Source organism: Kushneria avicenniae (assembly GCF_900112585.1).
Classification (GTDB): Bacteria; Pseudomonadota; Gammaproteobacteria; order Pseudomonadales; family Halomonadaceae; genus Kushneria; species Kushneria avicenniae.
Window position 1 is genome coordinate 298,777 of record NZ_FOLY01000005.1, and the last position, 25,020, is coordinate 323,796.

22 protein-coding genes are annotated in these 25,020 nt (G+C 64.0%); 13 read left to right on the top strand and 9 right to left on the bottom strand.

Annotated features, from left to right (window positions below):
- Positions 1-107: 107 nt before the first annotated feature.
- From BM079_RS13020 to BM079_RS13040, 5 genes are read right to left on the bottom strand one after another with little or no spacing between them, the layout of a single operon-like run.
- Positions 108-896 (bottom strand): 2,3-dihydro-2,3-dihydroxybenzoate dehydrogenase, encoded by a 789-nt coding sequence (locus tag BM079_RS13020; protein WP_090134803.1) that lies wholly within the window; start codon positions 894-896, stop codon positions 108-110.
- Positions 893-1,765 (bottom strand): siderophore-interacting protein, encoded by an 873-nt coding sequence (locus tag BM079_RS13025; protein WP_245743040.1) that lies wholly within the window; start codon positions 1,763-1,765, stop codon positions 893-895. The genes BM079_RS13020 and BM079_RS13025 overlap by 4 nt, the downstream gene beginning before the upstream one ends.
- Entirely contained in the window at positions 1,762-2,661 is a 900-nt protein-coding gene (locus tag BM079_RS13030) for an isochorismatase family protein (protein ID WP_090134805.1), read from the bottom strand. Before BM079_RS13030 ends, BM079_RS13025 begins: the two co-directional genes overlap by 4 nt.
- Before the next feature lie 39 nt (positions 2,662-2,700).
- Positions 2,701-4,410, bottom strand: a complete 1,710-nt coding sequence (locus BM079_RS13035) for a (2,3-dihydroxybenzoyl)adenylate synthase (protein WP_090134807.1) — start codon at positions 4,408-4,410, stop codon at positions 2,701-2,703.
- 2 nt (positions 4,411-4,412) lie between these two features.
- Positions 4,413-5,633, bottom strand: coding sequence for an isochorismate synthase (locus BM079_RS13040; protein WP_217639699.1), 1,221 nt, complete (start codon positions 5,631-5,633; stop codon positions 4,413-4,415).
- 227 nt (positions 5,634-5,860) lie between these two features.
- Between BM079_RS13040 and BM079_RS13045 the strand changes: the two genes are divergently transcribed.
- From BM079_RS13045 to BM079_RS13065, 5 genes are all read left to right on the top strand, one after another.
- A complete protein-coding gene (locus BM079_RS13045; RefSeq protein ID WP_175489692.1) occupies positions 5,861-7,639 on the top strand; it encodes an IucA/IucC family protein in 1,779 nt (592 codons plus the stop codon).
- 30 nt (positions 7,640-7,669) lie between these two features.
- Positions 7,670-8,524 carry a GNAT family N-acetyltransferase gene (locus tag BM079_RS13050; protein WP_175489693.1) on the top strand — a complete coding sequence of 285 codons (855 nt, stop codon included), beginning with the start codon at positions 7,670-7,672 and terminating at the stop codon, positions 8,522-8,524.
- The gene (locus BM079_RS13055) at positions 8,524-10,446 is read left to right on the top strand and encodes an IucA/IucC family protein (protein ID WP_090134814.1); all 1,923 of its coding nucleotides are present in this window, start codon (positions 8,524-8,526) and stop codon (positions 10,444-10,446) included. Before BM079_RS13050 ends, BM079_RS13055 begins: the two co-directional genes overlap by 1 nt.
- Before the next feature lie 20 nt (positions 10,447-10,466).
- Entirely contained in the window at positions 10,467-11,762 is a 1,296-nt protein-coding gene (locus BM079_RS13060; protein WP_090134816.1) for a lysine N(6)-hydroxylase/L-ornithine N(5)-oxygenase family protein, read from the top strand.
- Positions 11,763-12,022: 260 nt separating this feature from the next.
- Entirely contained in the window at positions 12,023-12,505 is a 483-nt protein-coding gene (locus BM079_RS13065) for a hypothetical protein (RefSeq protein WP_090134820.1), read from the top strand.
- Here BM079_RS13065 and fhuF read toward each other — a convergent pair.
- A complete protein-coding gene (fhuF, locus tag BM079_RS13070) occupies positions 12,496-13,236 on the bottom strand; it encodes a siderophore-iron reductase FhuF (RefSeq protein ID WP_175489694.1) in 741 nt (246 codons plus the stop codon). The two genes, BM079_RS13065 and fhuF, sit on opposite strands and share 10 nt — an antisense overlap.
- 167 nt (positions 13,237-13,403) lie before the next feature.
- Between fhuF and BM079_RS13075 the strand changes: the two genes are divergently transcribed.
- From BM079_RS13075 to BM079_RS13105, 7 genes are all read left to right on the top strand, one after another.
- Positions 13,404-14,087 (top strand): HAD family hydrolase, encoded by a 684-nt coding sequence (locus BM079_RS13075; protein WP_090134824.1) that lies wholly within the window; start codon positions 13,404-13,406, stop codon positions 14,085-14,087.
- A 1-nt stretch (position 14,088) separates the two neighbouring features.
- Positions 14,089-14,958, top strand: coding sequence for a LysR family transcriptional regulator (locus BM079_RS13080; protein ID WP_175489695.1), 870 nt, complete (start codon positions 14,089-14,091; stop codon positions 14,956-14,958).
- Positions 14,959-15,165: 207 nt separating this feature from the next.
- Complete coding sequence (locus BM079_RS13085) at positions 15,166-15,909, top strand: formate dehydrogenase accessory sulfurtransferase FdhD (protein ID WP_090134829.1); 744 nt, start codon at positions 15,166-15,168, stop codon at positions 15,907-15,909.
- Positions 15,910-15,994: 85 nt separating this feature from the next.
- Positions 15,995-18,283 (top strand): FdhF/YdeP family oxidoreductase, encoded by a 2,289-nt coding sequence (locus tag BM079_RS13090; RefSeq protein WP_217639700.1) that lies wholly within the window; start codon positions 15,995-15,997, stop codon positions 18,281-18,283.
- A complete protein-coding gene (locus tag BM079_RS13095; protein WP_090134831.1) occupies positions 18,283-18,582 on the top strand; it encodes a hypothetical protein in 300 nt (99 codons plus the stop codon). The genes BM079_RS13090 and BM079_RS13095 overlap by 1 nt, the downstream gene beginning before the upstream one ends.
- 158 nt (positions 18,583-18,740) lie before the next feature.
- Positions 18,741-20,420 (top strand): amidase, encoded by a 1,680-nt coding sequence (locus BM079_RS13100; RefSeq protein WP_175489696.1) that lies wholly within the window; start codon positions 18,741-18,743, stop codon positions 20,418-20,420.
- Between the two features lie 16 nt (positions 20,421-20,436).
- The gene (locus BM079_RS13105; RefSeq protein ID WP_175489697.1) at positions 20,437-20,799 is read left to right on the top strand and encodes an I78 family peptidase inhibitor; all 363 of its coding nucleotides are present in this window, start codon (positions 20,437-20,439) and stop codon (positions 20,797-20,799) included.
- On the opposite strand, the gene uraD is transcribed toward BM079_RS13105, so the two are convergent.
- Positions 20,778-21,302: a 2-oxo-4-hydroxy-4-carboxy-5-ureidoimidazoline decarboxylase gene (gene uraD / locus BM079_RS13110; RefSeq protein WP_090134836.1), complete on the bottom strand. Its 525-nt coding sequence runs from the start codon at positions 21,300-21,302 to the stop codon at positions 20,778-20,780. The two genes, BM079_RS13105 and uraD, sit on opposite strands and share 22 nt — an antisense overlap.
- A 74-nt stretch (positions 21,303-21,376) precedes the next feature.
- On the opposite strand from uraD, the gene uraH reads away from it, so the two are divergent.
- On the top strand, positions 21,377-21,706 hold the full coding sequence (uraH, locus tag BM079_RS13115) for a hydroxyisourate hydrolase (protein WP_090134837.1): 330 nt from the start codon (positions 21,377-21,379) through the stop codon (positions 21,704-21,706).
- A gap of 15 nt (positions 21,707-21,721) precedes the next feature.
- Here uraH and xdhC read toward each other — a convergent pair whose 3' ends face one another.
- Both xdhC and xdhB read right to left on the bottom strand, forming a co-directional pair.
- Positions 21,722-22,603, bottom strand: a complete 882-nt coding sequence (xdhC, locus tag BM079_RS13120) for a xanthine dehydrogenase accessory protein XdhC (RefSeq protein WP_090134839.1) — start codon at positions 22,601-22,603, stop codon at positions 21,722-21,724.
- Positions 22,584-25,019 carry a xanthine dehydrogenase molybdopterin binding subunit gene (xdhB, locus tag BM079_RS13125; RefSeq protein WP_090134841.1) on the bottom strand — a complete coding sequence of 812 codons (2,436 nt, stop codon included), beginning with the start codon at positions 25,017-25,019 and terminating at the stop codon, positions 22,584-22,586. Before xdhB ends, xdhC begins: the two co-directional genes overlap by 20 nt.
- Position 25,020: the final 1 nt, after the last annotated feature.

Genomic DNA, 25,020 nt, shown 5'->3' on the forward strand with positions numbered 1-25,020 from the left:
CGCCGGCCATGCCGGCGTCGCTTTTCAAAATATCAGAGCGCTTTCGAGATACTAAAAAACCCGGCACCTGGCCGGGTTTTTTAATGCTTGCGCAGCAGCAATAAAAATCAGCGAATGCCGAGTGTGGCGCCGCCATCGATGCGCATGTCATGCATGGTGATATGGCGAGCGCGGTCGCTGAGCAGAAAGCGGATCGCCTCGCTGACGTCTTCGGGTTCGGCAATGCGCTTAAGCGGGATGCCCAGCTTCCAGCCCTCGAGCGAGCCGCGAATCACGTTGTCACGGCCACTGTCATCGGCCCACATGCCGCGCTGCATGTCGGTGTCGGTGGAGCCCGGTGAGACAATGTTGCAGCGAATATTGTGTTCGGCCATTTCCAGCCCCAGGCAGCGCACCAGCTGATGGGTCGCGGCCTTGGAGGCGCAGTATGCGCCCATCGCATGACGCGGTGTGTCGGCAGCGTTGGAGCCGACCACCACGATGGCGCCATGGCGTCGCTCTGCCATGAGCCGGGCCACGGCGCGGGTCACGTTGAACACGCCGGTGGTGTTCACATTGAAGGCATGCAGCCACTGTGCATCGGTCAGCTCGGTGACGAGGCCCATCTGCAATACGCCGGCCACATGGGCCAGCCGGGTAATGGGGCCGCGCGCATCGATGTCGTGAATGGCGGCATCCACGGCGGCCGAGTCGCTGACATCGACCACGTGCTGGCTGACCCGCTCGGGACCGAACGCACGCTCAAGCTGTGAGGACGTCTCCTTCAGGGACGGTGCGAGGCTGTCCAGCAGCGCCACGCTGGCGCCCTGCTCGAGCAGGGACCGGGCCAGTGCGGCGCCGATCCCGCGGGCGGCCCCGGTAACGACGATGCTTTCTCCTTCGAATTCGCCGCTCATTTGAGCTCATCCATGATGCGATGGCGCTCCTGATGATAGCGCTCCTCGTCCCAGCAGTGGCGCCAGTAGGGTACTGCGTAGAGCTGGCTTTTGGTCAGACCGCGCGTCTCCATCAGATGCTCGCGTAGCGACAGTACCGCCGAGTTTTCACCGCCTACCCAGGCCGAGATGCTGCCCGACTCGGGAAAGGTCATGGCGCGCACCGCATCGATCTGTAACGTGGAAAGACGCGATGGCGTGTCGCCACGATAGAGCCAGTGCACGTCAACACCCGATGGGTGGCGCAGCGGCTGATGATCGGCTTCGTTGTCGACTTCGATCAGCACCACGCCACGCGCCTGATCGCTCATGTTTTCCAGCAGTGCGCTGATGGCGGGCAGGGCCGTCATGTCGCCTGCGATCAGTGACCAGTCAGCCGGTGGCAGCAGCGGGTCAGGGCCGCCGGGGCCGCTGATGCCGATCATGTCTCCCGGCTGTGCGGCCAGCGCCCAGCGTGACGCCGGCCCTTCATCGCCATGCGCTACAAAGTCCACCACCAGCGCGCGTTGCTCGGTATCGAAGTGGCGCACGCTGTAGGTACGGGTAATCGGTTTTTCTTCGGCGGCCGGCCAGACCACACCGGTCTCGGTCAGCTGCGGCAGGACCGGTGCTGCCTGATGTTCAAGCGGCAGAAAAACCTTGATGTGACCGCCGCCGCGGTGGGCGGGAAAGCCTTCCAGCGCCTCACCGCCGAGCACGATACGGATCATGTGCTCGGTGATGACTTCACGGCGGATGACTTCCAGCAGCATCGGTGGGCGTTTTTTGCCCTTCGGCGGCGGGGCAGGCCGTTCGGGGGCCTGTCGGGTAACCATGTCGGCGGTGCTCATGCATTGACTCCCTGACGGTTGAGCAGCGCGACCCAGTCGATGATGGTCGGTGCTTCAACCAGGTCCATGAAGCTGACGTCAAAGCCTTCCCGGCGCAGTTCCTCGACAAACGTCATCATGCGCATCGAGTCCAGCCCGTAGAAGAGCAGGTTGTCATCGGCCGGGATCTCCTCGGCGCTGACGCCGGCAAGCGTCGCGACCCGCTCGGTCAGCGCCGCCTGCGTCATGGCGCCTTCTGCCGTCTGCTGGCTGCCTTCGGCGGCGCCGAGGGCTTCCAGCGCGCGGGCGGCAGGGGTCACCACGCCGCAGCGACCGGCCACGTACTCCAGCGCCATGTCGTGACGCACTCGTGAAAAGTCAGCCACGCCATCGGTGAGCATGAAGCACTGCACGTCCTGCATGAAGCCTTCCAGCGCCGTGGCCAGACAGCCAATGTGGGCATAGACCCCGCCAATGATCAACTGATCGCGCCCCCAGGCGGTCATGCGCTCGCGAAGATCGCTGCGCTGAAACGCGCTGTAGCGCCACTTGGTCAGCACCACATCGCCTTCCTGCGGGGCCAGCTCATCCACCACCGGATACTGCTCGGGGTGCGCCGGCAGGCCCGGCCCCCAGAAATCGTTGAGCAGGGCGCGGTCGCTGTCGGGCTGATCGGTCGGCTGGGCGGTATAGACCACCGGCACGCCTGCGGCGCGGGCGGCCTTGATCAGTGCCGCCAGGTGGCGGATCACGTCGGGAATCGGCGCAGCGCTGACATCATATTTGGCCAGAAAATAGCGCTGCATGTCGTGGATCAGCAGCGCCGCACGGGTCGGATCGATCTGCCAGTGAACCCGGTTGTCGGGCAGCTCGCTGGTGCCGGGCAGTGAATAGCTCGCGATGGCGGGGATGGCCATGTTACCTCTCCTGTAATCGTTCAGCGCCACGGTTCCGGGTCATTTGCCCTCGGAGGCATCCTCGGCAAACCAGTGCGCCTTGAGCGTCTGGCGCAGCGCCTTTTTACTGATCTTGCCCACCCCGGTCTGGGGGAAGGCCTCAAGAAATTCAAAGCGTTCGGGCACCTTGTAGTGGGCAAGGCCCCGATCGCGCAGAAAGCGTGCCAGTACCATCGGCTTTGGCGTTTCGCCGCGCACAACGACAAAGGCACAGACGCGCTCGCCCAGATAGGGATCGGGCATGGCCACGACGGCCACGTCATGAACGCTGTCGTGAGCCAGCAGCTGGTTTTCGACCTCTTCGGCCGCTACCTTCTCGCCGCCGCGGTTGATCTGATCCTTGTCACGCCCTTCAACGATCAGATAGCCATCCGGTGTCATCTGGACGCGATCGCCGGTGCGATAAAAACCATCTGCCGTGAAGGCGCACTGGTTGTGAGCGCCTTCAGGCTCATCGCCTTCGACCGGTGCCACAAAATAGCCCGGAATGGTATAGGGTCCGCGGGTAATCAGATGGCCGACGCCGCCCGGCGGTACCGGTTGATCATCGTCATCAACCACCAGCACCTCATCAAGTGCCGACATCGGCTGCCCCTGAGTGGTGTTGATCAGCTCGATGGGGTCATCAAGGCCGGTATAGTTGACCAGCCCTTCGGCCATGCCGAACACCTGCTGCAGTCGACAGCCCAGCGTCGGCGCTACGCGTCGCGCGGCCTCGCTGACCAGTTTCGCCCCGCCCACCTGAAGAATGTCGAGACTCGAAAGATCGGTTCCGGCACCTGGGGCACTGTCGAGCCAGAGCATGGCCAGCGGCGGCACCAGCGAGGTCATGGTGACGCGTTCGCGCTCGATCAGAACAAAGCATTCATCGGGGCTCGGGCGGGGCGCAATGACCAGCCTGCCGCCACCGAGCAGCACACCCAGAAAGCCCGGCGAGCTCATGGGGAAATTGTGCGCGATCGGCAGCGCGACCAGATAGACCGTATCCGTCGTCACCGCACAGGCGCGATTGCTCTCGCGCAGGCTGTAGTGATAGTCGTCGTGGCGACGTGGAATCAGCTTGGGTACGCCCGTGGTGCCACCGGAAAGCTGGAAAAAGGCCAGGTCGTGGGCACTCGGCACGTCCTCGACCGGCGCGCCCTCGTGTTCGTACAGGCTGTCAAGGGTCGTGAATTCCTCGGCCTCGCCGCAGACGATAACCTGCTCGAGCGTCGGCACGGCCTCGCGCACCTCGCGGGCCATGGCGCGATAGTCGAAGCCGCCGTCGCGATCGCAGATCAACAGCGCCCGCGCTGTGGCGGCACGGCAGAAGTGCTCGACCTCGAAGCGGCGATGCGCCGGCAGGGCAAAGACCGGCAGCGCGCCCAGCCGGAAAAGGGCGAAGCACGCCACCACGAACTCATGGCGATTGGGCAACTGAATGACCACCCGGTCGCTCCGCTCGAGGCCCAGATGGCGCAGGCCGCGGGCAAGGGCGTCAACGCGTCGGTCGAGGTCGGCATAGCTCAGGCGCAGCTCACCATCGACCAGCGCCTCGCGAGTACCGTGCGTCTCGGCCAGACGGCGCATCATGGCGCCGAAGGTTTCATCGATCCAGCAGCCCCTGTCGCGATATAGACGCTGGCGCTCGCTCGGGTAATCCGGACAGCGTTGGATGATCTCGTCAAGCGTGGCGCGTCGGACTGACGCGCAGGACGGGGTAGTGGTCATGATCAGGCAGTCGTGTCTGTGGTGTCATCTTCGTAATCAAGGCCCATGGCATCCAGCATGGTGCGCATCTTGGCCGCGGTTTCTTCAAGTTCTGCCCTGGGGCTCGAGCCCGGCACCACGCCGGCACCGGCAAACACGCGAACGTGATCGGTCGAGAGTTCGGCGCAGCGTATGGCAATGGCCCACTCGCCGTCACCCGTCTCATCGCACCAGCCGACCAGTCCGGTGAAATAGCCGCGTTCAAACCCTTCAAGCGATTTGATGGCCTGATGGGCATCCCGCCAGGGGGTGCCGCACACGGCCGGGGTGGGATGCAGCGCTGCCGCCACGGCCAGTGAGGTCATGCTCGGGTCGGCCAGCTCGCCCTCGAGCGTGGTGGAAAGATGCCACATGCGATCAGTACCAATCACTTCCGGCCCTTCCGGCACGTTGAGCGTGCGGCACAGCGGTTGCAGAGCGGCCACGATGGCATCCACCACCAGGGCGTGCTCGCGCAGGTCCTTGTCGGAAACGCAAAGCCCCTCGGCGCGACGCTGGTCTTCCCCGGCATCGTCGTGACGCGCAATGGATCCTGCCAGCGGATTGGCGATCACGCGATGGCCCTCGCGGCGAATCAGGAGCTCGGGACTGGCACCCACCAGACTGGCGGTGTCATCGAGGCTGTCACCGGTAGGCAGGGCGAAGTTATAGCCCTGCGGATTGATGCTCACCAGTCGCTTTAAAAGGGCCTGAGCATCAATCGGCGCACCGGTCTGCACGCGCAGCGATCGGGCCAGTACCACCTTGTTGAGCGCCGTGGCGTCGAAAAGCGTCAGCGCGCTGTCCACGGCGTGACAATAGTGTTCGGGCGCCGGCTCGGGGGTAATGCTCCGTGCGGCGGTGTCCAGCGGTGTGGTGGCCGGACGCGCGCCGGACGTGTCGGGCTCGGCACGCAGTAATTCTTCAGGTACAAAAAGTCGGGCGCTGTCAGCGTGGTCAAACGGGATCAGCCCCATGATGACGGGATCGACATGCCCCCGGGCGCGGGCAGTATCGAACAGCTCGCGCGCGGCGTTATCCAGCGTCGTTGGCCGGGCATCCGCGGTCCGACGCTGGTGGGCAATACCTCGTCCGAGCAGGGTAATGGCCGGCGAGGAGAAAAAGGCGTCACCGGTTCCGAGCCCCTCAAGCAGTCCCCAGGGGGCCTGAAAGGGAGACAACCGGGCGGGAAATGGCTGATTCACGTGGACTCCTGACAAGTCGCGTTGTCAGTGGGCGGGCACCGGGGCAGGTGCCGGTATGGTAACAGAGCGCTACTCTAGCCCAAATGAGAAGCATTATCAAAAATCATTCGTGCTGACGTTTCCCCTTGCGGCGGCGCCACAACGCCCGGCGCAGGCAGTCGCGGGATCGACTATGCTTGCCTCCACACCAGAACATGCGGTCATTGCCCCGTTACCAGGAGTGCTCGATGCAGGACCTTTCTCGCCATCCGACGCCCCCCACCGACACCGAGTGGGCCGATCGGCTGGCGGCGACCAGCTTTTTCAACGCATTGCTGCGCGAAACCGACCACTGGTGGTCGGAGCGACATGATGGTGACGAGACCGTCGTCATTGCGCTGACGAAAACGCGCGATGTCTGCCTTCACCTGCGCCTGCAGCACCGAAGCCTTTCGGGGCGCTGCCGGATCGTGCTGCCGCTGATGCATGTCACACCCGAGGTGCGTCAGGCCATCTCCTTCGAGCAGGCCGTCGAGGCGCTGCTGGACAGCCCCTGGTTGAGCGAGCATCCGCTGGTGGGGATGCTGGATGATGCGCGTCGTGACACCTTTGTCAAAAGCGTCATGGGCAGTCGTGACACCATCGCGGCAGCGCTTGCCGGTCGTGATGATCTCGATCACCTCATCAGGGGGCCGCTCGGGTTTCTGGAAGCCGAGCAAGGGCTGCTGGTCGGACACGACTTTCATCCGGCCCCCAAGTCACAGGCGCCGTTTGATCAAACACAGGCGAAGATATATACGCCGGAACACCGCGCCGGTTTTTCGCTGGTCTGGTGGGGCGTGTCGCCGGCGCGCGCGGCAGGCGATTCGAGCCGTGAGCTTCCCGCCGCGGCGCTGATGCATGACTTGATGCCCGAGGCGCTGGCCGAGCAGTTGCCGGTGGGCTATAGCGCACTGCCCATGCACCCCTGGCAGGCCCGCTTTCTGCAGGAAAGAGACGATATCGCCGCGCTGATCGATGCCGGTGAGCTGCGGGTGCTGGGCGAGGAGGCGATAGATGGCGATGACGCCAGACGCTGGTATCCGACCTCCTCGCATCGCTCGCTCTACTGCCCGCAGGCGGACTGGATGGTCAAGGGCTCGCTGTCGGCGCGGCTGACCAACTCCCTGCGCGTGCTGCATGACGATGAAGTGATGCGCGGGCTGCGGCTGGACCGCTGGTGGCCGCAGGTGAGTGACGACATTCGCGCATATTTTCATCTGATGCAGGAGCCGGCCTGGCTGGGCTGGAAGCATGATGACGGCGAAATCGACGAGGCGAGTCTGGCGCTTTTGCGGGAAAATCGCGTGGCCGATGCCGGGGCGCCGAGCGTGGTACTGGCCACGCTTACCCAGCCGCTGGGCGAGATGGGGCAGACGCTGCTCGCCAACGGCGTTCGGCGCCTGGCCGAGCTTGACCGCATCAGCGAGCGTGAGGCCGCGCTTGTATGGTTCGACGCTTTCTGCGAGCGGGTGCTGTCGCCGCTGATTCGGCTGGTGGTCGAAGAGGGCATTGTGTTGCTGGCCCATCAGCAGAACATCGTAGTGCGCCTTGAGCGTGAACGCCCGGTCGGCGTGGACTATCGCGACTGCCAGGGCAGCGGCGTAACGGACCATTTTCTGGCGCGTCATCCCGGCGAGATCGTCAGCCGGGACCATCGCATCACGATGGCGATGCTCAAGCGCTATTTCCCCTACTATGTCATCGTCAATTCGACTCTGGCGGTGACAGCGGCGCTGGGTGAGGCGGGACTGGTTGATGAGCGCGAGCTGGTGGCGCATCTGCGAGCGCACCTGGAGACACTGAGCGAGCAGTGTCGTGACGGCGACACTACGCTGCTGGATCATCTGCTGAGCTCACCGGTGCTGGAGGTCAAGAGCAACTTCTTCTGCTATCTGGCCGGTATCAACGAGTCCACGCTGGATGACCCGGCAAAAATCTATCTGGACATGCCCAATCCGCTGTTGAGCGATACCTCAACGCCCTGATTCATGACCCTGACATCGCGAGAGACGCCCATGCCCAGCCGTGACGAGCTGTCTGCCAGCGACAGACTGGCGCCTTCACAGACGCGTTCGCTTCTGGACGCCATCGATCACCATTTCGCGACCCATCCGGCCTGTCGCCTGCTGATTCTTGATGATGCCTGGCGGGCCGACCCCCACTGGTATCCGCTGTGTCAGTCGCTGGGGGCACCGCGGGTGCTGCGCGAAAGCTTCTATCAGCGCCCGTGGCAGTGGCTTGTGTCCGACTACGCCGCTCAGCCCTTCGATATCGAGCGCGGCCGGCCCCGCCGCCCGCCGAAGCCGCGGGGAGCGGTTTATGAGCGCTTCGATCCACGGCTCGAGCAGCGCCTGACCCTGCGCGTCTGCGAGCACGAGCGCGATCTCGATCGGCTGCACCAGTGGATGCAGCAGGAACGTGTGGCCCGCTTCTGGCAGCAGAACAAACCATATGACGCGTTCAGTGACTGGCTGGACAAGCGACTGGCCGAGCCGCATCGGCTGTCGCTGATCGGAGAGCTCGACGGCGAGGCGTTCGGCTATTTCGAACTCTACTGGGCGCCCGAGGACGTGCTGGGCGAGTACTACGACTGGCAGGCCTTTGACCGCGGCCTGCACGTGCTGGTGGGCGAAGACAGCTTCCGTGGCGCGCACTTTGTCGATGGCTGGCTGGCCGCCCTGCAGCACTACGCCTACCTGAGCGAGCCGCGCACCGATCGCGTCGTGCTGGAGCCGGATGCCGGCAACGAGCGGATTTTCCGCCATCTGGAACGGCTGGGGCTTTTCAGCCAGTGGTCGTTTGATCTGCCGGACAAGCGCGCCATGCTGGTCATGGGCACCCGCCATCACTTTTTCGGGCAGGTGATGTGATGCTGCCGGAGTCTTCTTCGTCGATCCTGCCGCCACGGCTTGCGGCCATCGATCCCGACGAGGCCATCCGCCGGCACTGGGCGCGCGCCAACCGCGCACTGATTGCCAAAATGATCAGCGAGCTGGCCTATGAGCAGGTGCTGCTGCCCGAGGCCTGTGGAGCGACCGACGATGAGGGCTGGCGACTCGATATTGAGCCGGTCGCCGGGAAGGATCGCAGCACCTCGGCCGACAGCCGGGCCTGCGGGCGCTGGCACTTCAGGGCGGACACCAACCTGTGGGGACAGCTTCTGATCGAGGCTGAAAGCCTTGCGGGCCCCGGAAGCGCCGGCGAAATGCCGGAAGCGGCCGAGTTTCTACTGGCGCTGGCGCCCGGCATGGGCATGAAGGATTCCCAGCTGGCCGAGCACCTGGAAGATCTTTTCAACACCCTGCGCGGCGACTGCTACCTGATCGAGGTGCATCAGCGCCTGGGCGCCGACGACGCCATCCGGCTTGCCGAGCCGCAGCGTCAGGCGGTGCTCGACGGGCATCCCAAGTTTTTATTCAACAAGGGGCGGCGCGGCTGGGGCGTACAGTCACTGGGGCGCTACGCGCCGGAATACGGCCACACCTTTCAGGTCGAGTGGCTGATGGTGCGCCGCGAGTGCCTCAAAAGCAGCCGCAGGGTGATCGATGAGGCGGCATTGCTGGACAGCGTGCTCGATCACGATCAGCGCCGTGCCCTGCTGGCCGCGCGCGACGGCAAGTGCGCGGTGCTGGGAGAGAAGGCTGAGGCGTATGCGCTGATGCCGGTCCATCCCTGGCAGTGGGCGCGCATGCTCTCCATGCTGCACATCGGCGACATCGGCCGCGGCGACATGGCCTGGCTGGGCGCCTTTGGTGATGATTTCGTGGCCCAGCAGTCGCTGCGCACGCTGACCAACGCCAGCCGCCCGGGGCAGTATGATCTGAAGCTGCCGATCACCATCATGAACACCTCCAGCTATCGCGGCATTCCGGGGCAGTACATGCTGGCAGGCCCGGCCGCCTCACAGTGGCTGCAGGCGCGGGCGAATGATGACGAGGAGTTTCGGCGCGCCGGGCTCGAGATTCTGGCCGAGCCGGCCTCTGCCGTGTTCGAGCACACCCAGTACGGCCGACTTGATGAGGCGCCGTATCGCTTCCGCGAACTGTGCGGTGTGATCTGGCGCGAGGGGCTGGCCCCCCGGGTCGGGGAGGGCGAACAGGCGCTTTTGATGTCCGAACTGATGCAGTGTGATGCTGACGGCCGGGCCTGGCTGGCGGCCTATATCGAGGCCTCCGGGATCGAGGCGGAGCAGTGGCTCTATCGCATGTTCGAGGTCACGCTGATCCCGATGTATCATCTGATCTGCCGCTTCGGGGTGATCATCATCGCCCACGGGCAGAATCTGACCCTGATTCTGCGCGATGGTGTTCCGCATCGTCTGGCGCTCAAGGACTTCCAGGGCGATCTGCGGCTGGTTGATGAGGACTTCCCCGAAGCCCGCGATCTGCCGAGCGAGCTGGTCGATGTGACCGTCCGGCTGCCCCCCGAGAAGCTGATTCATGATCTGCAGACCGGCCATTTCGTGACGCTGTTGCGCTTTGTGGCGCCGCTGGCCGTACAGGCCGGCGTCAGCGAGACGCGCTTTTATCAGCTCTGCGCGAAAGCGCTGGGAGATTACATGGCGCGTCAGCAGGGGCTTGCCGCGCGCTTTGACCTGTTCAGCCTGTTCAAGCCACGCATTCTGCGTCTGGGGCTCAATCGCTCGAAGTTTCTGCATGCCAACGATCATTCGGCAGCGCGCATGCTGCCGGACATGGATCATCATATCGACAACCCGCTCTATCACTGCCTGAGCGACAATGACCCGCTGCGCCATCACGGCGAGGCGGCGCTGTCGCGTCAGGGTGCCTAGCGACCCGAGATACTGCCCCTATGGCTGATACCCCCGAGCTTCTGGATCTGGCCGGCATTGGTGCCGGCCCGTTCAATTTAAGCATCGCCGCGCTGGCCGATGGCCTGCCTAAGCTGTCCACGCGGTTTTTCGACCGTCAGCAGCGCTACGTCTGGCACGAGGGCATGATGCTGCCGGACACGCATCTGCAGACCGGCTTTCTCAAGGATCTGGTGACGGCGATCGACCCGACCAGCCGCTGGTCGTTTCTCAATTACCTCGTCCAGCATCGCCGCTTTTATCGTTTTCTCAACGCCGAGCTCTCAACGGTCTCGCGCGCGGAGTTTTCCGACTATCTGCGCTGGGCCGCCGAGGGGCTCGACAACGTCTGGCTCGATCACAGCGTGCGCGAGATCGACCACGACGGTGAGCACTTTCGGCTCAGAACCGATACGCGCACCTTTCAGGCGCGTCATCTGTGTCTGGGCAGCGGCAAGACGCCGTGGCTGCCGGTATTTGCGCGCGAGTATCAAAGCGAGTACTGCCTGCACGCTGAATCGATTGCCTGGCGCGCGCGCGATTTCACCCATCAGCGGGTGGTGATCGTTGGCGGTGGACAGAGCGGTGCGGATATTTTCATCAACGCCCTGCGCGGCCACTGGGGGCCACCGAAGTCGCTGCACTGGCTGTCGCGTCGGCGCAACTTCCAGCCGCTGGATGAGACGGCGTTTACCAACGAGTACTTCACGCCCGGCTATACCTCGCAGTTTGCCGAGCTCGAGGATGACGTACGTCGCCGCGAGGTCAGCGCGCAGAAATACGCCAGCGACGGCATCACTCCGGCAGCGCTGACCGGGATCTATCAGACGCTGTATCACCGCTTTGATGTGATGAACGAACCGCGCTGGGCGCATCTGCTGCCGCATCGTGAAGCGGTCGGCATGACGCGTTCAAGCGGGGCCTTCGTGCTGGAGGCCCGACACGGCACCACCGGCGTGCTGGAGCGCTTTGACGCCGATGTGGTCATTTTCGCCACCGGCTTTGAATCGGCACTGCCCGAGTGCATGGCGCCGCTCATGGACCGAATGGCGCGCGATACAAACGGTGAGCCGAGCATGGGAGAACACTTCATGCTCGACTGGGAAGGCGGCGGCGACAGCCGGATCTACGCCGTTAACGCCGGGCGCACCCGCTATGGCATTGCCGAGCCGCAGCTGTCGCTGATGGCCTGGCGCTCGGCGGTGATTCTCAACCATTTAAGCGGCGAGGCGCCTTTTGATCTGGAGGATGATCCGGGGCCGATTGTCTGGTCGCCGCAGTCACCTCAATCATCATAACGGCAAGATGTTGTCTGCCTGTCCAGGGCATACTCCTGTTCGGGGCATGCTTCTATCCAGGGCATACTTCTATCCAGGGCATACTTCTGTCCGGGGTGTTCCCCGTCCAGGGTACATTACGGCCCTGACGCGTCATGAGGCCTGCGTTGTGTGAGGCAAGCGCACGGCACTGAACCACCCGTCGGCACGGGTGTCACATGGCAGACAGCGAGCAGGCAGTACCGAGTACAGCATCAACGACAAGACAGGATATCAGGACCATGAATAACCAGGCGTTACGCAAGCGGGCCATCGTGATGTGGGCAGTAGTGTCACTGCCGATTCTGTGGCTTTTTGCCGTCATTACCAGCCCGGCCTTCGGCATTTTCCAGATCGTGAGTTTTGCGCTGTTACTGATCTCGGCTGCCATTACCTTTCACGTCCTGACCGACATTCTCTGGCGCCGCGGCGTGGGCTATACCCAGAACACGTTCTGGCAGCGTCTGGACAAGTCCCTGCGTCGCGCGGTGGGCGGTTACGCCTTCTGCCTGGTGGCGGCCGCGCTGTATGCCATCTTCCAGAACGCCTTCATGGCGGCGGTGGCCTTCCTGCTGGCCATTTTCGGCGTCTGGTGGATTCTGGGTGGGCTGTTGCAGGTCATGGAACAGATGTATGAAGACGAGCTGCGCTCGCGCCAAAAGGGCGGTACTGCTCACCGCGAAAGCCACGAGGACGGCGTCGAGCAGGACAACTCTCAGGCCTGAACCGGCTGTTCGCCCGCCTTCAGCCGCGGGCAGTTGCCGCACAGTCCAAGGGTGTCATCGAGATAGCGCAGACAGCACATGCGACGACAGCGCCATGGTGCAACGGTGCCGCTGTCGTCGACCACATCGATGTACTCCACCGGACGATAGAAGGGGTTGCGCTGGCGGTCGGGCAGCTGGCGCAGCGCCATCATGGCCTTCGCCCCGTTGATTTCGAAGGCGCTTGCCAGTCCCTGACGTTCCAGCTCGTTGACCGCAAACTCGAAATAGACGGCGGCGTTGCTCCACAGCACGCGAGGGGAGAAGTGCACCTTGCGGGCCAGGGTGTCGATCAGCGGCGTCAGGTGGCGGGCAATCAGTGGGCAAAAGCGTGCGCAGCCGTTGTCCAGACTGATGGTGCCCTCATGCGGCAGCACGAATCGCTCGGGAGTGCCGTTCTCGCCCAGCACGACGCTCATCTCATCAAGGCTGGTCGGCAGATGAACGTCGCGACACAGCTCGACCACCGTGACAGGAATGATCAGCTGGCTCAGATAGTGCTTTGACCACTGTGTGGCAAGCGCCCGACGCTCGGCCGGTCCGCCGTGGGACTTGAACCGCATCAGCATCTCTTCGAGCACGTCCGGCGCCAGCAGCCGGCGCACCGGCATGGCGCCGGCCATGCCCGCGCTTCGACAGGTCAGGGTCGTGCCAAAGTGGGCCAGTCGCTCGCTGAACAGGGCGTCAAACATGGCGGCCCTGCCCGTGAGCCCCCGCATTCGATGGGGGAGAGAGCCGCGTCGGGACCCGCGCGTGAGCAGGTATTGTGACAACAGGGCTGTCGGGGCGTGCAGTTGCCCGGGCGGCCGTGTTGCTGGACCATGGTTGATCCACTCTCATCGTTACAGGAAACGTCTGCATGCAGTCATCCGAAAAGTATCGTGTCGTGCTGTTTGATTTTGACGGTACGCTGGCCGACTCCGAGAGTGCCCACCATCGCGTGTGGAACGAGATACTGGGCGAGATGGGCGCTCATATTGATGAAGAAGAGTATAAGCGGGAAAGTTCGGGTATGCCGGTCACCCAGGAAGTCGAGCGGCTGATTCGTACCCGGGGGCTTTCCATCTCGCCGCAGGCGCTGGTGGATCGCAAGGTCGAGCGGACCGTGGCAAGCTTTACACGTGAGCCGATTGCGTTGATGGCGCATGCGCTCGAAATTCTCGAGTGGTGCCGGGCGCAGGGGATGGCCACGTCGCTGGTCACCGGCAGCGGCCGTGCAGAGATTACCCCGACGCTTGAGCATTACGCGCTGGCCCGCTTTTTTGATCACGTTGTGACCCGCAACGACGTCACACACTCCAAGCCCCATCCCGAGTGCTATCTGAAGGGACTGAGCCTGTGCGGTGTCGATGCCGATCAGGCCATTGCGATCGAGGATACCTGCCACGGGGTGAACGCCGCCTGTGCCGCCGGTATTGATGTGATCGCCATTCCCAACGCTTATTCGCGTGGTCAGGATGTCAGCCGCGCCACGGTCAGGCTGGAAAGCCTTGCCGAGGCGCGTGACTGGATCGACGCGCGTCGCGTGCAAAGTCCGGCCTGACATGGATCACCGACAGTTCGGCTTTCTGGTCGCGCTGGCCCGCGAGCGCCATTTCGGGCGCGCGGCCACCGCCTGCAATGTCACTCAGCCCACGCTTTCGGCCCGGCTCAAGCAGCTGGAAGAGGAGCTTGGCTGTGCGCTGATCATTCGCGGTCATCGCTTTGAAGGCTTCACCCCCGAAGGCGAGCACGTGCTCAGTCACGCCCGTCGCATTCTGGCCTCGCTTGATGAACTCAATGCTGAGCTGGACCCCAACAGTCCGCCCAGCGGGCTGCTGCGGCTGGGGCTGATCCCGTCGGCGCTTGGCGCCGTCAGCCGCTGGATCGTGCCGCTGCGCGAGCGCTATCCGGGGCTGTCGCTGCGTCTGATGGAGCGGGCCACCCTGCCGCTGATGCAGTCGCTCATGGAGGGGGATATCGACGTGGCGGTGGGCTATCTCGATGTGCCGGCCGCCGAACCCTTTGTGGCGCGACGCCTTCACACCGAGCGCTACGCCCTGCTGGCACGCAGCGATCGCTTTGCCCTGCCGGACAGGCCGGACTGGGCCGATCTCGGCGCCTTTCCGCTGTGTCTTCTGACGCCGGACATGCAGCATCGCCATCGGGTGGATCTCCACGCTCGCCGCGAGGGTATTACCCTCTCTCCCGTACTGGAGGCCGAATCGATGGCCGCGCTGGAACGGTTGGTCGAGGAGGGCGCCGGTGTCGGCGTGGTCGAGCAGCATGAACTTGACGCCGGCCGCCATCCGGGGCTGATACACCGTCTGCTGCCGCCGACCGAAGAGGACCCGCCGGTCGGACTGCTGTGGCGTGCCGGTGCACCGCCGTCACGGCGTCTGCGAGCCCTTCTGGATTGGCTGCGCGCGTCCTGAAGCAACGTCCTGTCATGTTCAAAACCGCAGGAGGCGGCAGGGTTTGATAGACATGCTCGATCAATTCATCGTGCTGTTCCATTGGAGCGGTCCAGACATGCGGCGTTATACTTTCGTCAATAGCCATTCGGGCCTTTGTGTGTCGATGTCCCATCCGGTCCTGCTGTCTTTCCTGTAACGCTCGCCCGTCAGAGGAGCTGTACTGCCATGTCGCTTTCTGATTACGAGGACGCTACCCGAACTCCCCGCGAGCAGCTTCAGGGGCCTGCCGAGCTGCCGATCACACTGTCCTTCAACGACACCGCTTATGCGTCTGTACTGGCCACGCCCGAGACGCTGGAGCACTGGGCCATCGGCTTTGCCTTCAGCGAAGGCATGATTACCCGCGCCTCCCAGGTCAGCAATATCACCACCGACCGACTGCGCCACGGCGTGCGGGTGCGTCTGGACGTGCCGACCCATATCGAACGACTGGCCGGCGAGCGTCGCCGTGTCACCTCGGCGTCCTCGAGCTGCGGGCGCTGCGGCAGTGCCGAAGAGGCTCAGATGATGGAGGGGCTGCAGCGCCTGCCTGCCAGTGCACCGCCACCGCCGGCGCAGCTGGGAAAGGCGCTCGAGCAGCTATCGGCCGCAGGTCAGCCGGGGCTTCACATGGCGCTGGGATTTGACAATGAGGGCCGGTGGCTCGCCAGCGGTGTCGATATCGGCCGCCACAACGCGCTCGACAAGCTGATCGGTGCCTCGCTGATGGAGAGCTTCAGGATATCGATGGTGCTGCTGTCGAGTCGCTGCAGCCTCGAGCTGGTCCAGAAGACCGTACGGGCCGGCATTTCGACGCTGGCCACGCTGTCTCATCCCTCGACGCTTGCCGTCGACATCGCCCGGCTGTGCGCGCTGAACCTGATCTGTTGCCATCGCGGCCGACGCCTGTCCCTGCTCAGCAGTGGCTGATGCCCCATTCTGCCCCTGCCGGGCAACCCCGTTTGACCCTTTCCGTGACCCGCCTTTCATTACTGTCTGACATAAAGAGCTTGCCGTGACCGCTTCCAAGGAACGTATTTTCGAGTACACCCACCCGGCCGCCGGCTGGGGGGCGTTGATCTCCGTTGGCAGACATCTGCGCCACAGCCGTGCGCCCATTTCCAACGTTCGTGCACTGCTCAGGCTCAACCAGCCCGATGGGTTTGACTGTCCCGGCTGTGCCTGGGGTGATCCCGAGCACGCTTCGTCGTTCGAGTTCTGCGAAAACGGCGTCAAGGCCGTCACCTGGGAGACTACTGCAAAGCGCGTGACGCCGCGCTTTTTCAAGCGCTGGTCGGTCAGTGAGATGAAGACCTGGGACGATTACCGGCTGGAGGATCAGGGCCGCCTGACCTCGCCGATGCGCTACAACCCTGAGAGTGACCACTACGAGACGATCAGCTGGGAGGACGCCTGTCAGCTGGTCGCCGATCGCCTCGCGGCGCTGGATCATCCTGATCAGGCGCTTTTTTATACTTCCGGCAAGGCGTGCAACGAATCGGCGTGGGTCTTTCAACTGCTGGCGAGGCTGTACGGTACCAACAATCTGCCGGACTGCTCCAACATGTGCCACGAAGCCAGCGGCACCGGACTGGACGAGTCGCTGGGCATCGGCAAGGGCAGCGTGTTGCTGGAGGATTTCGAGCGTGCCGAGGCCATTTTTACCTTCGGTCAGAATCCGGGCACCAACCATCCCCGCATGCTGGGCACCCTGCGCGAGGCGGCCGACAACGGCTGTCAGATCGTGGCCTTCAACACGCTCAAGGAGCGGGGGCTGGAGCGCTTCGCCGATCCGCAGCGCAAGCTGGAAATGGCCACCGGTGGCAGCGGGCGCATCAGTTCGCTCTATCTCTGCCCGGCACTGGGCGGCGACATGGCGGCTATCCGCGGCATGGCCAAAGTCGTGTTCGAGCGTGACGACCGCGATGGCAACGTGATTGACCATGATTTCATCAAACAGCATACCGACGGATTCGAGGCCTGGCGTGCCGTGGTCGAAGCCACGCCCTGGGCGGCGATCGAGGCGCAGTCGGGGCTGGCGCGCGATGAGATTACCCGCGCCGCTGAAGTCTACATTCAATCGAATGCGACCATCTGCGCCTGGGCGATGGGCATTACCCAGCACGAGCATTCGGTCGCCACGGTGCGCGAAATCGTCAATTTCCTGCTGCTTCGGGGCAATATCGGCAAGCCAGGCGCTGGCACCTGTCCGGTGCGCGGTCACTCCAATGTTCAGGGCGATCGCACCATGGGCATCTACGAGAAGCCTTCTACCGGGTTTCTGGACGCGCTGGAGGCCTTCTACGGCGTGCCCATGCCTCGTAAACACGGCCATGACACGGTCTCGGCCATCCGGGCCATGCGCGACGGGCAGTGCCGGGTCTTTATCGGGCTGGGCGGCAACTTTGCCCGCGCCACCTCGGATTCCCACGTCTGCGAGGCGGCGCTTGAGCAATGTGACCTGACGGTCCACATGAGCACCAAGCTCAACCGCAGCCATCTGGTCACCGGTCGCGATGCGCTGATCCTGCCGGTGATCGGGCGGGTGGAAGAGGACCGTCGCCCCGACGGCCGGGCGCAGCTCATTACCGTGGAGGACTCGATGAGCATGGTTCACGGCTCGGCGGGGATTCACAAACCGGCCTCGAAGCAGCTGCGCTCCGAGATCGCCATATTGACCGGCATCGCGCAAAGGCTTCTGGGCAACGCCGTGGTGGACTGGGAAGCGCTGGGCGATGATTACGACCGCATTCGTGAGCATATTGCGGCGGTCGTGCCGGGCTTTGAGGACTTCAACGCGCGCGTACGTCAGGAGCGCGGATTCTGGCTGGGCAATCCCGGGGCGCGGCGTGAGTTCCCGACCGACACCGGCCTTGCCAGGTTCTCCAGCGAGCCGCTGCCCGACGCGGTGCTGCATCAGCAACTCGCCCGGCGCGAGGGCTGGCTGACGCTACAAACCCTGCGCAGTCACGATCAGTACAACACCACGATCTATGGCTACAACGACCGCTACCGCGGCGTGGAAGGCACCCGGCAAGTCATCTTTCTGAGTGCGCGTGACATGACGCGCCTGGGCGTGGCCGCCGGTGACTGGGTCAACCTGATTGGCGCCAGTGATGACGGCATCGAGCGTCGCGCCGATGGTTTTCGTGTTGTGGAGTACGATACGCCCGACGGCTGCGCCGCGGCCTATTATCCCGAGACCAATCCGCTGATTCCGCTCGACAGCGTGGGCATCAAGAGCAATACGCCCAACTCCAAGTCGGTGGCCATTCGCCTTGAAAAAAGCCAGCGGCTGGTCTGATGAATCTCGAGCAACTGACCCTGGCGCAACTTGCCCGTCTGGAGCGATGGCTCTGTCGCTATCCCGATATCGAGGGGCTTGAAGCCCTGCTGCTGGAGCGTCTGGAGAGCGGCCGGATCAACGGCCGTTGCCGGCTGGACAGCGGGCGTATCGCGCGGGAGCTGGACATGGCGCACGCGCTGATACGCCGCGCGGCCTCATCTCTCGAGACGCGCGGGCTGATCGAACTTGCCGATCGCCGCGGCGCCGGCCCGGGACTGTGGCTCTCGCTGGTCGATGAGACGGTCTCCAGCGCCTGAGCCTTTGCCGCCTGAGTCTTTGCCATCTGAGTCTTTGCCGATACGGCCAATCGTGACGTTACTCGCCGCCGATTGGTCGACATGGCTTGATGCCGATGGCCTCGGGCGGGCACGATGCAGGCTTCCTGAACCAGACGTGTCCAGCACGTGGGGAGCACATGATGTCCCGGCTCGAAGGCGGACGACGCCTTTGGTGGCGCACGATATCCGGCATGCTGACGGGGCTGGCGCTGGCAGCATCGGCCATCGCTGCCGCCAGCGCTGACCCTTCAAAGGCGCCTGCCTCCCTGCATCTTGAGCGCAGAACGCTGCCCGAGCTACGCGATATGCTCGACCGCGGCGAGGTCACTTCCGAACAGCTTACCCGCTTCTATCTGGCCCGCATCGGTACTCTGGATGATCAGGGGCCCACCATCAACGCCATGCTGGATCTGGCGCCCGGCGCCATTGCCCGGGCCCGCGAGCTGGATCGCCACCGGGATGACGGCGATCACGGTCCGCTCTACGGCATCCCCTTTGTGGTCAAGGACAATACTGATGTGAAGGGGCTACCCACCTCGGGCGGTTCCATGGTGCTGTCACACGCCTATCCGCAGGATAGTGCGCATGTGGTCAGGCGGCTGGAGCGCGCCGGCGCGGTGCTGCTGGGCAAGACCAACATGACTGAATTTGCCGCAAGCTATGGAGATGCCGGTTACAGTTCGCGGGGCGGCGTTACCCGCAATCCGTGGCGGCTGGATCGCAGCGTGCTGGGCTCGAGCAGTGGCTCGGCGGCAGCGGTGGCGGCCGGTTTTGCGCCCTTTGCGCTGGGCACCGACACCGAAGGCTCCGTGCGCGGTCCAGCGCATGCCGCAGGGCTTGTGGCCATGCGTCCGACGCTGGGCCGGGTCAGCCGTGACGGCATCATCCCGCTGGCAATGTCCTTTGATACCCCGGCACCCATGACGCGCACAGTGCAGGGTAATGCCTGGGTACTGGACGCCATGGCCGGTCGCGATGACGCTGATGAGGTCACCTGGTTCAACGATACCGCTCCGCTCGAGGGCCTTGAGTCTCTGGCCGTTCCGGCATCTCAAACGCCACTTGAAGGGCTGCGCGTGGGCATCATCGAGCATCGCGAGGCGGGCAATACCGAGATAGAGACACACTTTGCCCGCGCGCTGAAGCGTCTGGAAGCGCTGGGGGCCACGTCGGTAAAGGTCACGCTGGACAAGCACTATCTTGATCTCTGGCCCGGCGTGGTGGGGCCTGTCCATCAGGCAGAGTTCCAGCCACAGCTGGAGCGCTATCTGCGTCAGTTCGATGACGGCGAGCCTCACACGCTCAAGGAGATCATGGAGCGCTGCGAGGCGCTGAATCAGCATGCCGGAGAGCACCCGCCGGTAACGCCGGGGCGGATTCGCGGTATGCAGTATCGTCTGAACAAGCGGCTGGAAGGCTCTTCGGAATATCTGGACGTCATCTCGCGCCGCATTCCGGAACTGCGTGAGCATCTCTCGCAGTTTATGGCCAGCAATCGCCTTGATGCTCTGATCTTTCCCACCGAGGCGTGCCCGGCGCCACCGCTCAAGGCCGGCGAGCACAGCGACCATGAGTGCACGGCCAGCGAGCCGTTTGCGCTGGGCTACATCGCCTCTGCGACAGGGTTTCCCGAGCTGACCATGCCGATGGGCATGACCCGTGCCGGCGTGCCGATCAATGTGTCGCTTCTTGGAGGCGAGCGTCAGGAAGCCGCGCTCTATCGGCTGGGGCTGGCCTTCATGCAGGATGTCGACGATGATGACGTGCTTGGATTGCCGGCCATGGCGCCGCTTGAGCCGTCCTCTGCCAACCCCTGACAGGAGGGAGATCACCATGAAACATGTTCTGCTTGCCGCGCTTGCCACCGTGACGCTGGGCCTGAGTGGCTGCGCCTGGTGGGGGGGCGGCAGTGACGAAACCGCGTCAGCGCCAGCGGATACCCATGCGAACCAGGAGGATGCTGGTGACAGTGCCGGCTCGGATGAGGCGAAAAAGGCCTGTGGCGCCGACCGCCTGGATGCCCTGACGGGTGGTCTGCTGGATCAGGACATGCGTCAGCAGATCGTGGATCAGAGCCAGGCGCAGCAGTTTCGCGTACTGGCACCGGACACCATTCGCACCATGGATTATCACGCGGACCGGCTGAACATTCATATCAACGAGCAGGGCGTGGTTCAGTCGTTTGAGTGCGGTTGATCGGTATCGAGCAATGCGTGTAGACGCTGTCGCGCAATATGGCCGATCTGGGTCAGGCTCTCACTGACTTCGGTATCGCTGTCGCGGGGCAGGCGCACCTCCAGAGTGGACACAATGACCTCGGGGCTCAGCCCGGTGACGGCAATGACAAAGGGAAAGCCGTGACGCCGACGATAGGCCTCGTTGAGCGTCCGCAATCGTTCCAGACGCTCCTGATCCTCGGCCAGACCGGCGCCGCGCTGTTCGGCCTGTGACGCCGGCGTCAGCCGGGCAAGCTGACGGCTGCCCAGTTCCGGGTGGGCGCAGATCAGGTCAAGCTGCTGCCTGCCGGACGCCTGACGGACATGCGCCTGAGCAGCCTCGATCAGGGCGTCACCGCTGGCAAAGGGGCGCTGTGCGGCAATGGCGCGGACGATCCAGGGGGAGTGTTCGTAGAGGCCATCCAGATGGGCGACGAACCGGTCTTCGGGCAGATGGTTAAGGGTTTCCAGTGTGACGGACATATTGGGCTTTCCTTTGAAAATGAATCCTGACAGTCTCAGCGAGCAGTCCTTTTTTCCATTACCCGGTAACTTCAATGACGACGCTGAGTACTCACGTTCTTGATCAGCACGGCGGTCTGCCGGCCGCCGGGCTCCATGTTGATCTGTATGCTCATGGTGCTGCAACGCCCTGTGCCCATGGGATCACCAACCAGGATGGTCGCCTTGATGCGCCGCTGCTGGATAACGGCGAGGGCGGACAGTACACCCTGCATTTTCACGTGCGTGACTACTTTCTGGCCCGCGGTGTGGACTCGCCGTTTCTGGACCGGGTGCCGGTGAGCGTGACGCTGGCCAACGGGCAGCGCTACCACGTGCCGCTTTTGATCACCCCATGGGGGTACAACGTCTATCGCGGCAGCTAGAGCACGCAAGTGGTGTCATGGGATGCCCTGAGCCGCGGCAGCGGCCTCGAGACGGTTCAGCGCCTCCCGCGGCAGCCCCCTTAACGAAGGGGCCGGCGTGCTCCGGGTCAGCGTCAGCAGTTCGGCAGCAATGGCGATGGCGATGGCCTGCGGGCGCTTGTCACCGCCGCTGTTGCCCAGCGGGCAGCGCAGGGCGTCTATCACGTCCATGGGCAGCCCTCTGTCACGCAGGCGCCGGGCGAAGCGCGCCCGCTTGCTCTCGGAACCGATCAGCCCGAGCGACGCCTGGTCACGTCGCGTCATGAGTGCGGCCAAAAGCGTTTCATCGAGCGCGTGATCGTGGGTCATGATCAAACAGTGGCCTCCGGGGGCCAGTCGGGTCATCTGATCGTCAGCGCTCAGTCCGAAATGACAGCGCGTGGTGGGAGCGTTCGCCGTCACTTCCAGTGAAGACGGCGAGCGGGTATCGAACCAGTCAACGCGCCAGCCCAGCCCGCCCAGCAGCGGCTCCAGCGCCCGGGCCACGTGGCCAGCGCCAAACAGGGCCACCTGCATGGCGGGTGCCGGGTAGAGCGTCATCAGTACCTCCACATGGCCGCCGCAGCACTGCCCCGAGCGGGTGCCCAGCGAGAAACTCTCCAGTCGACAGCCTGATTCTCCGCGCGCCAGTGCCTGCCGCGCGATCTCGATCACTTCCTGTTCAAAACGCCCGCCACCCAGCGTGTCAAAATGCGCCGTCTCGGTGATTACCATCTGACTGCCCGGCTCGCGCGGGGTTGAACCGGCGCTGGTCACGATCTGGGTACAGGCATGCGCGATACCGCGGTGCTGACAGTCACTGAGGGCCTCATGCCAGCGCAGCGCCGGATGATGTGAATCATTTTGCTGACATGGCATCGGACACTTCCTCTCTCGTTATGGGAGCGCCCTTGCGTCCGGCGCGCGCTGCCTGACAGGCCATCAGCACCCGTTCCGGCGTGGCCGGTGTATCCAGCCGTGGGCTCGAGCGGTCATCGGCAAGACCGGCGATGGCATCGCGCAGCGCTGACCATACCGAAATGGCCAGCATCAGCGGGGGTTCCCCGACCGCCTTGGATCGATAGATCGTCGCCTGTGAGTTGGGATGGCCCTCCAGCAGGCTGACGCGAAAGTCACGCGGGGCATCACCACAGGCCGGGATCTTGTAGGTGGCAGGTCCCGTGGTCAGCAGATGCCCCTGGTCGTCCCACTTGAGCTCCTCGGTGGTCAGCCAGCCCATGCCCTGGATGAAACCGCCTTCGATCTGGCCGCGATCGATGGCCGGATTGAGTGACTCCCCCACGTCGTGAAGGATGTCGACCCGGGCCACCCGGTATTCACCGGTAAGGGTATCCACGTGTACTTCGCTGACGGCGGCGCCCCAGGCATAGTAGTAAAAGGGCCGGCCGCGCCCGGTCCGGCGGTCGTAGTGAATCTCGGGCGTGGCGTAGAAACCGGTCGCCGACAGCGAGACCCGGGCCAGGTAGGCCTGCTGTATCAGCTCGGACCATTTGATGTGCCCGTTTTTGGTCGTCAGTCCATCGTCCTTGAGCATCAGCTGCTCGCGGGGCAGGGCCTGCCAGTCCGACGCGAAATCCACCAGGCGCTCGCGCAGGGTGATGGCGGCATGGCGTGCCGCCATGGCGTTGAGATCGGCCCCCGATGAGGCCGCCGTGGGAGAAGTGTTGGGCACCTTGTCGGTGCGTGTCGCACTGATGCGCACCCGGTGATAAGCGATGCCCAGCTCCCGGGCCACGACCTGACAGACCTTGGTATGCAGCCCCTGGCCCATTTCGGTGCCGCCATGATTGACCAACACGCTGCCGTCGGTATAGATCATCAGCAGCGCGCCGGCCTGATTGAGATGCCGGGCGGTAAAGGAGATGCCGAACTTGACCGGGGTCAGGGCCAGCCCCTTGCGGATGACGGGGCTGTCGGCGTTGAAGGCGGCAATATCACGTCGCCGCGCGCGGTAGTCGCTGGAGGCTTCCAGGGTTTCGATCAGATCCTTGATCAGTGGCTGGTCGATCTGCTGGCCATAGTGGGTTTCGCAGTGCTCGACGTCATAGAGATTGCGTTTTCGCACATCCAGCGGATCAAGCCCCAGATATCGGGCGATATCATCCATGGCGCCCTCGATCGGCATCATGCCCTGAGGGCCGCCAAAGCCGCGAAAAGCGGTATTGGAGGCGGTATGGGTCATGGCCCGATGGCCGGTCACACGGGCATGGCCCAGGTAATAGGCGTTGTCGGCGTGAAACATGGCGCGATCCACCACGCCCTCGGAAAGATCCGGTGAATGGCCGCAGTTGCCGATCAGAGTGATGTCGGCGCCGGTCAGGCGTCCGGTGTCGTCAAAGCCGACCTGATATCGATTGTGAAACGGATGGCGCTTGCCGGTGGCCTGCATGTCATCGGCCCGCGGCAGGCGAAAGCGTACGGCACAGCCGTTGCGATGGGCGGCCAGCGCCGCCATTGCGCCCAGTGCGGCCGCCTGGCTCTCCTTGCCGCCAAAACCGCCGCCCATGCGACGAACTTCGGCGACAATGCCATGAAGCGGGATGCCCAAAACTTCAGCGACCAGCTTCTGGACTTCGCTGGGGTGCTGGCTGGAGGTCAGCACGCGCAGGCCGTCATCGTCGAGCCTCTCGGCCTGGGCAATCTGGCTTTCGAGGTAGAAATGCTCCTGACCGCCAATACACTGCTCACCGGTCAGCACATGAGCCGCCGCCTGCAGGGCCCGGTCCACGTTGCCACTGGTCTGGGTATCCTCGCTCATGGCCGCGCCGCGATCGAGTGCCGGTGCCGGCAGCGGGCGCTCATGTACATGCTCGGGCAGCACGGTCAGGCCGGCCTTGATCGAGGCAACCGGGTCCAGCGCCGGTGCTTGAAGTTCGTAGTCGATACGAGCGTGGGCCACGGCGCAGCGCGCGTGGTAAAGCGTATCGGCTACCACGGCAAAGACCATTTGACCGGCGTAGCGCACGTCATTTTCGGCCAGCAGTGGGTCACCCGGGTAAACGGCGCCGACCTCGTTGTGGCCCGGAATATCGGCGGCCGTGATCACGTCGATTACCCCGGGCTGGCATCGGACCTCGCTCAGGTCCATGCGCCGTATTCGGGCACTGGCATGTGGTGAAAGTCCCACGGCCAGATGATGCATGTCCGCCGGCCCCGGCAGGTCATCAATGTAGGCGGCCCGGCCGGTGACATGGCCAGTGGCGCTATCGTGTCCCGGCATTGCTTTGTCGGCAGTCACCGCCGCCGCGGTGCTGGACTGGATCAGCTTGCGCATG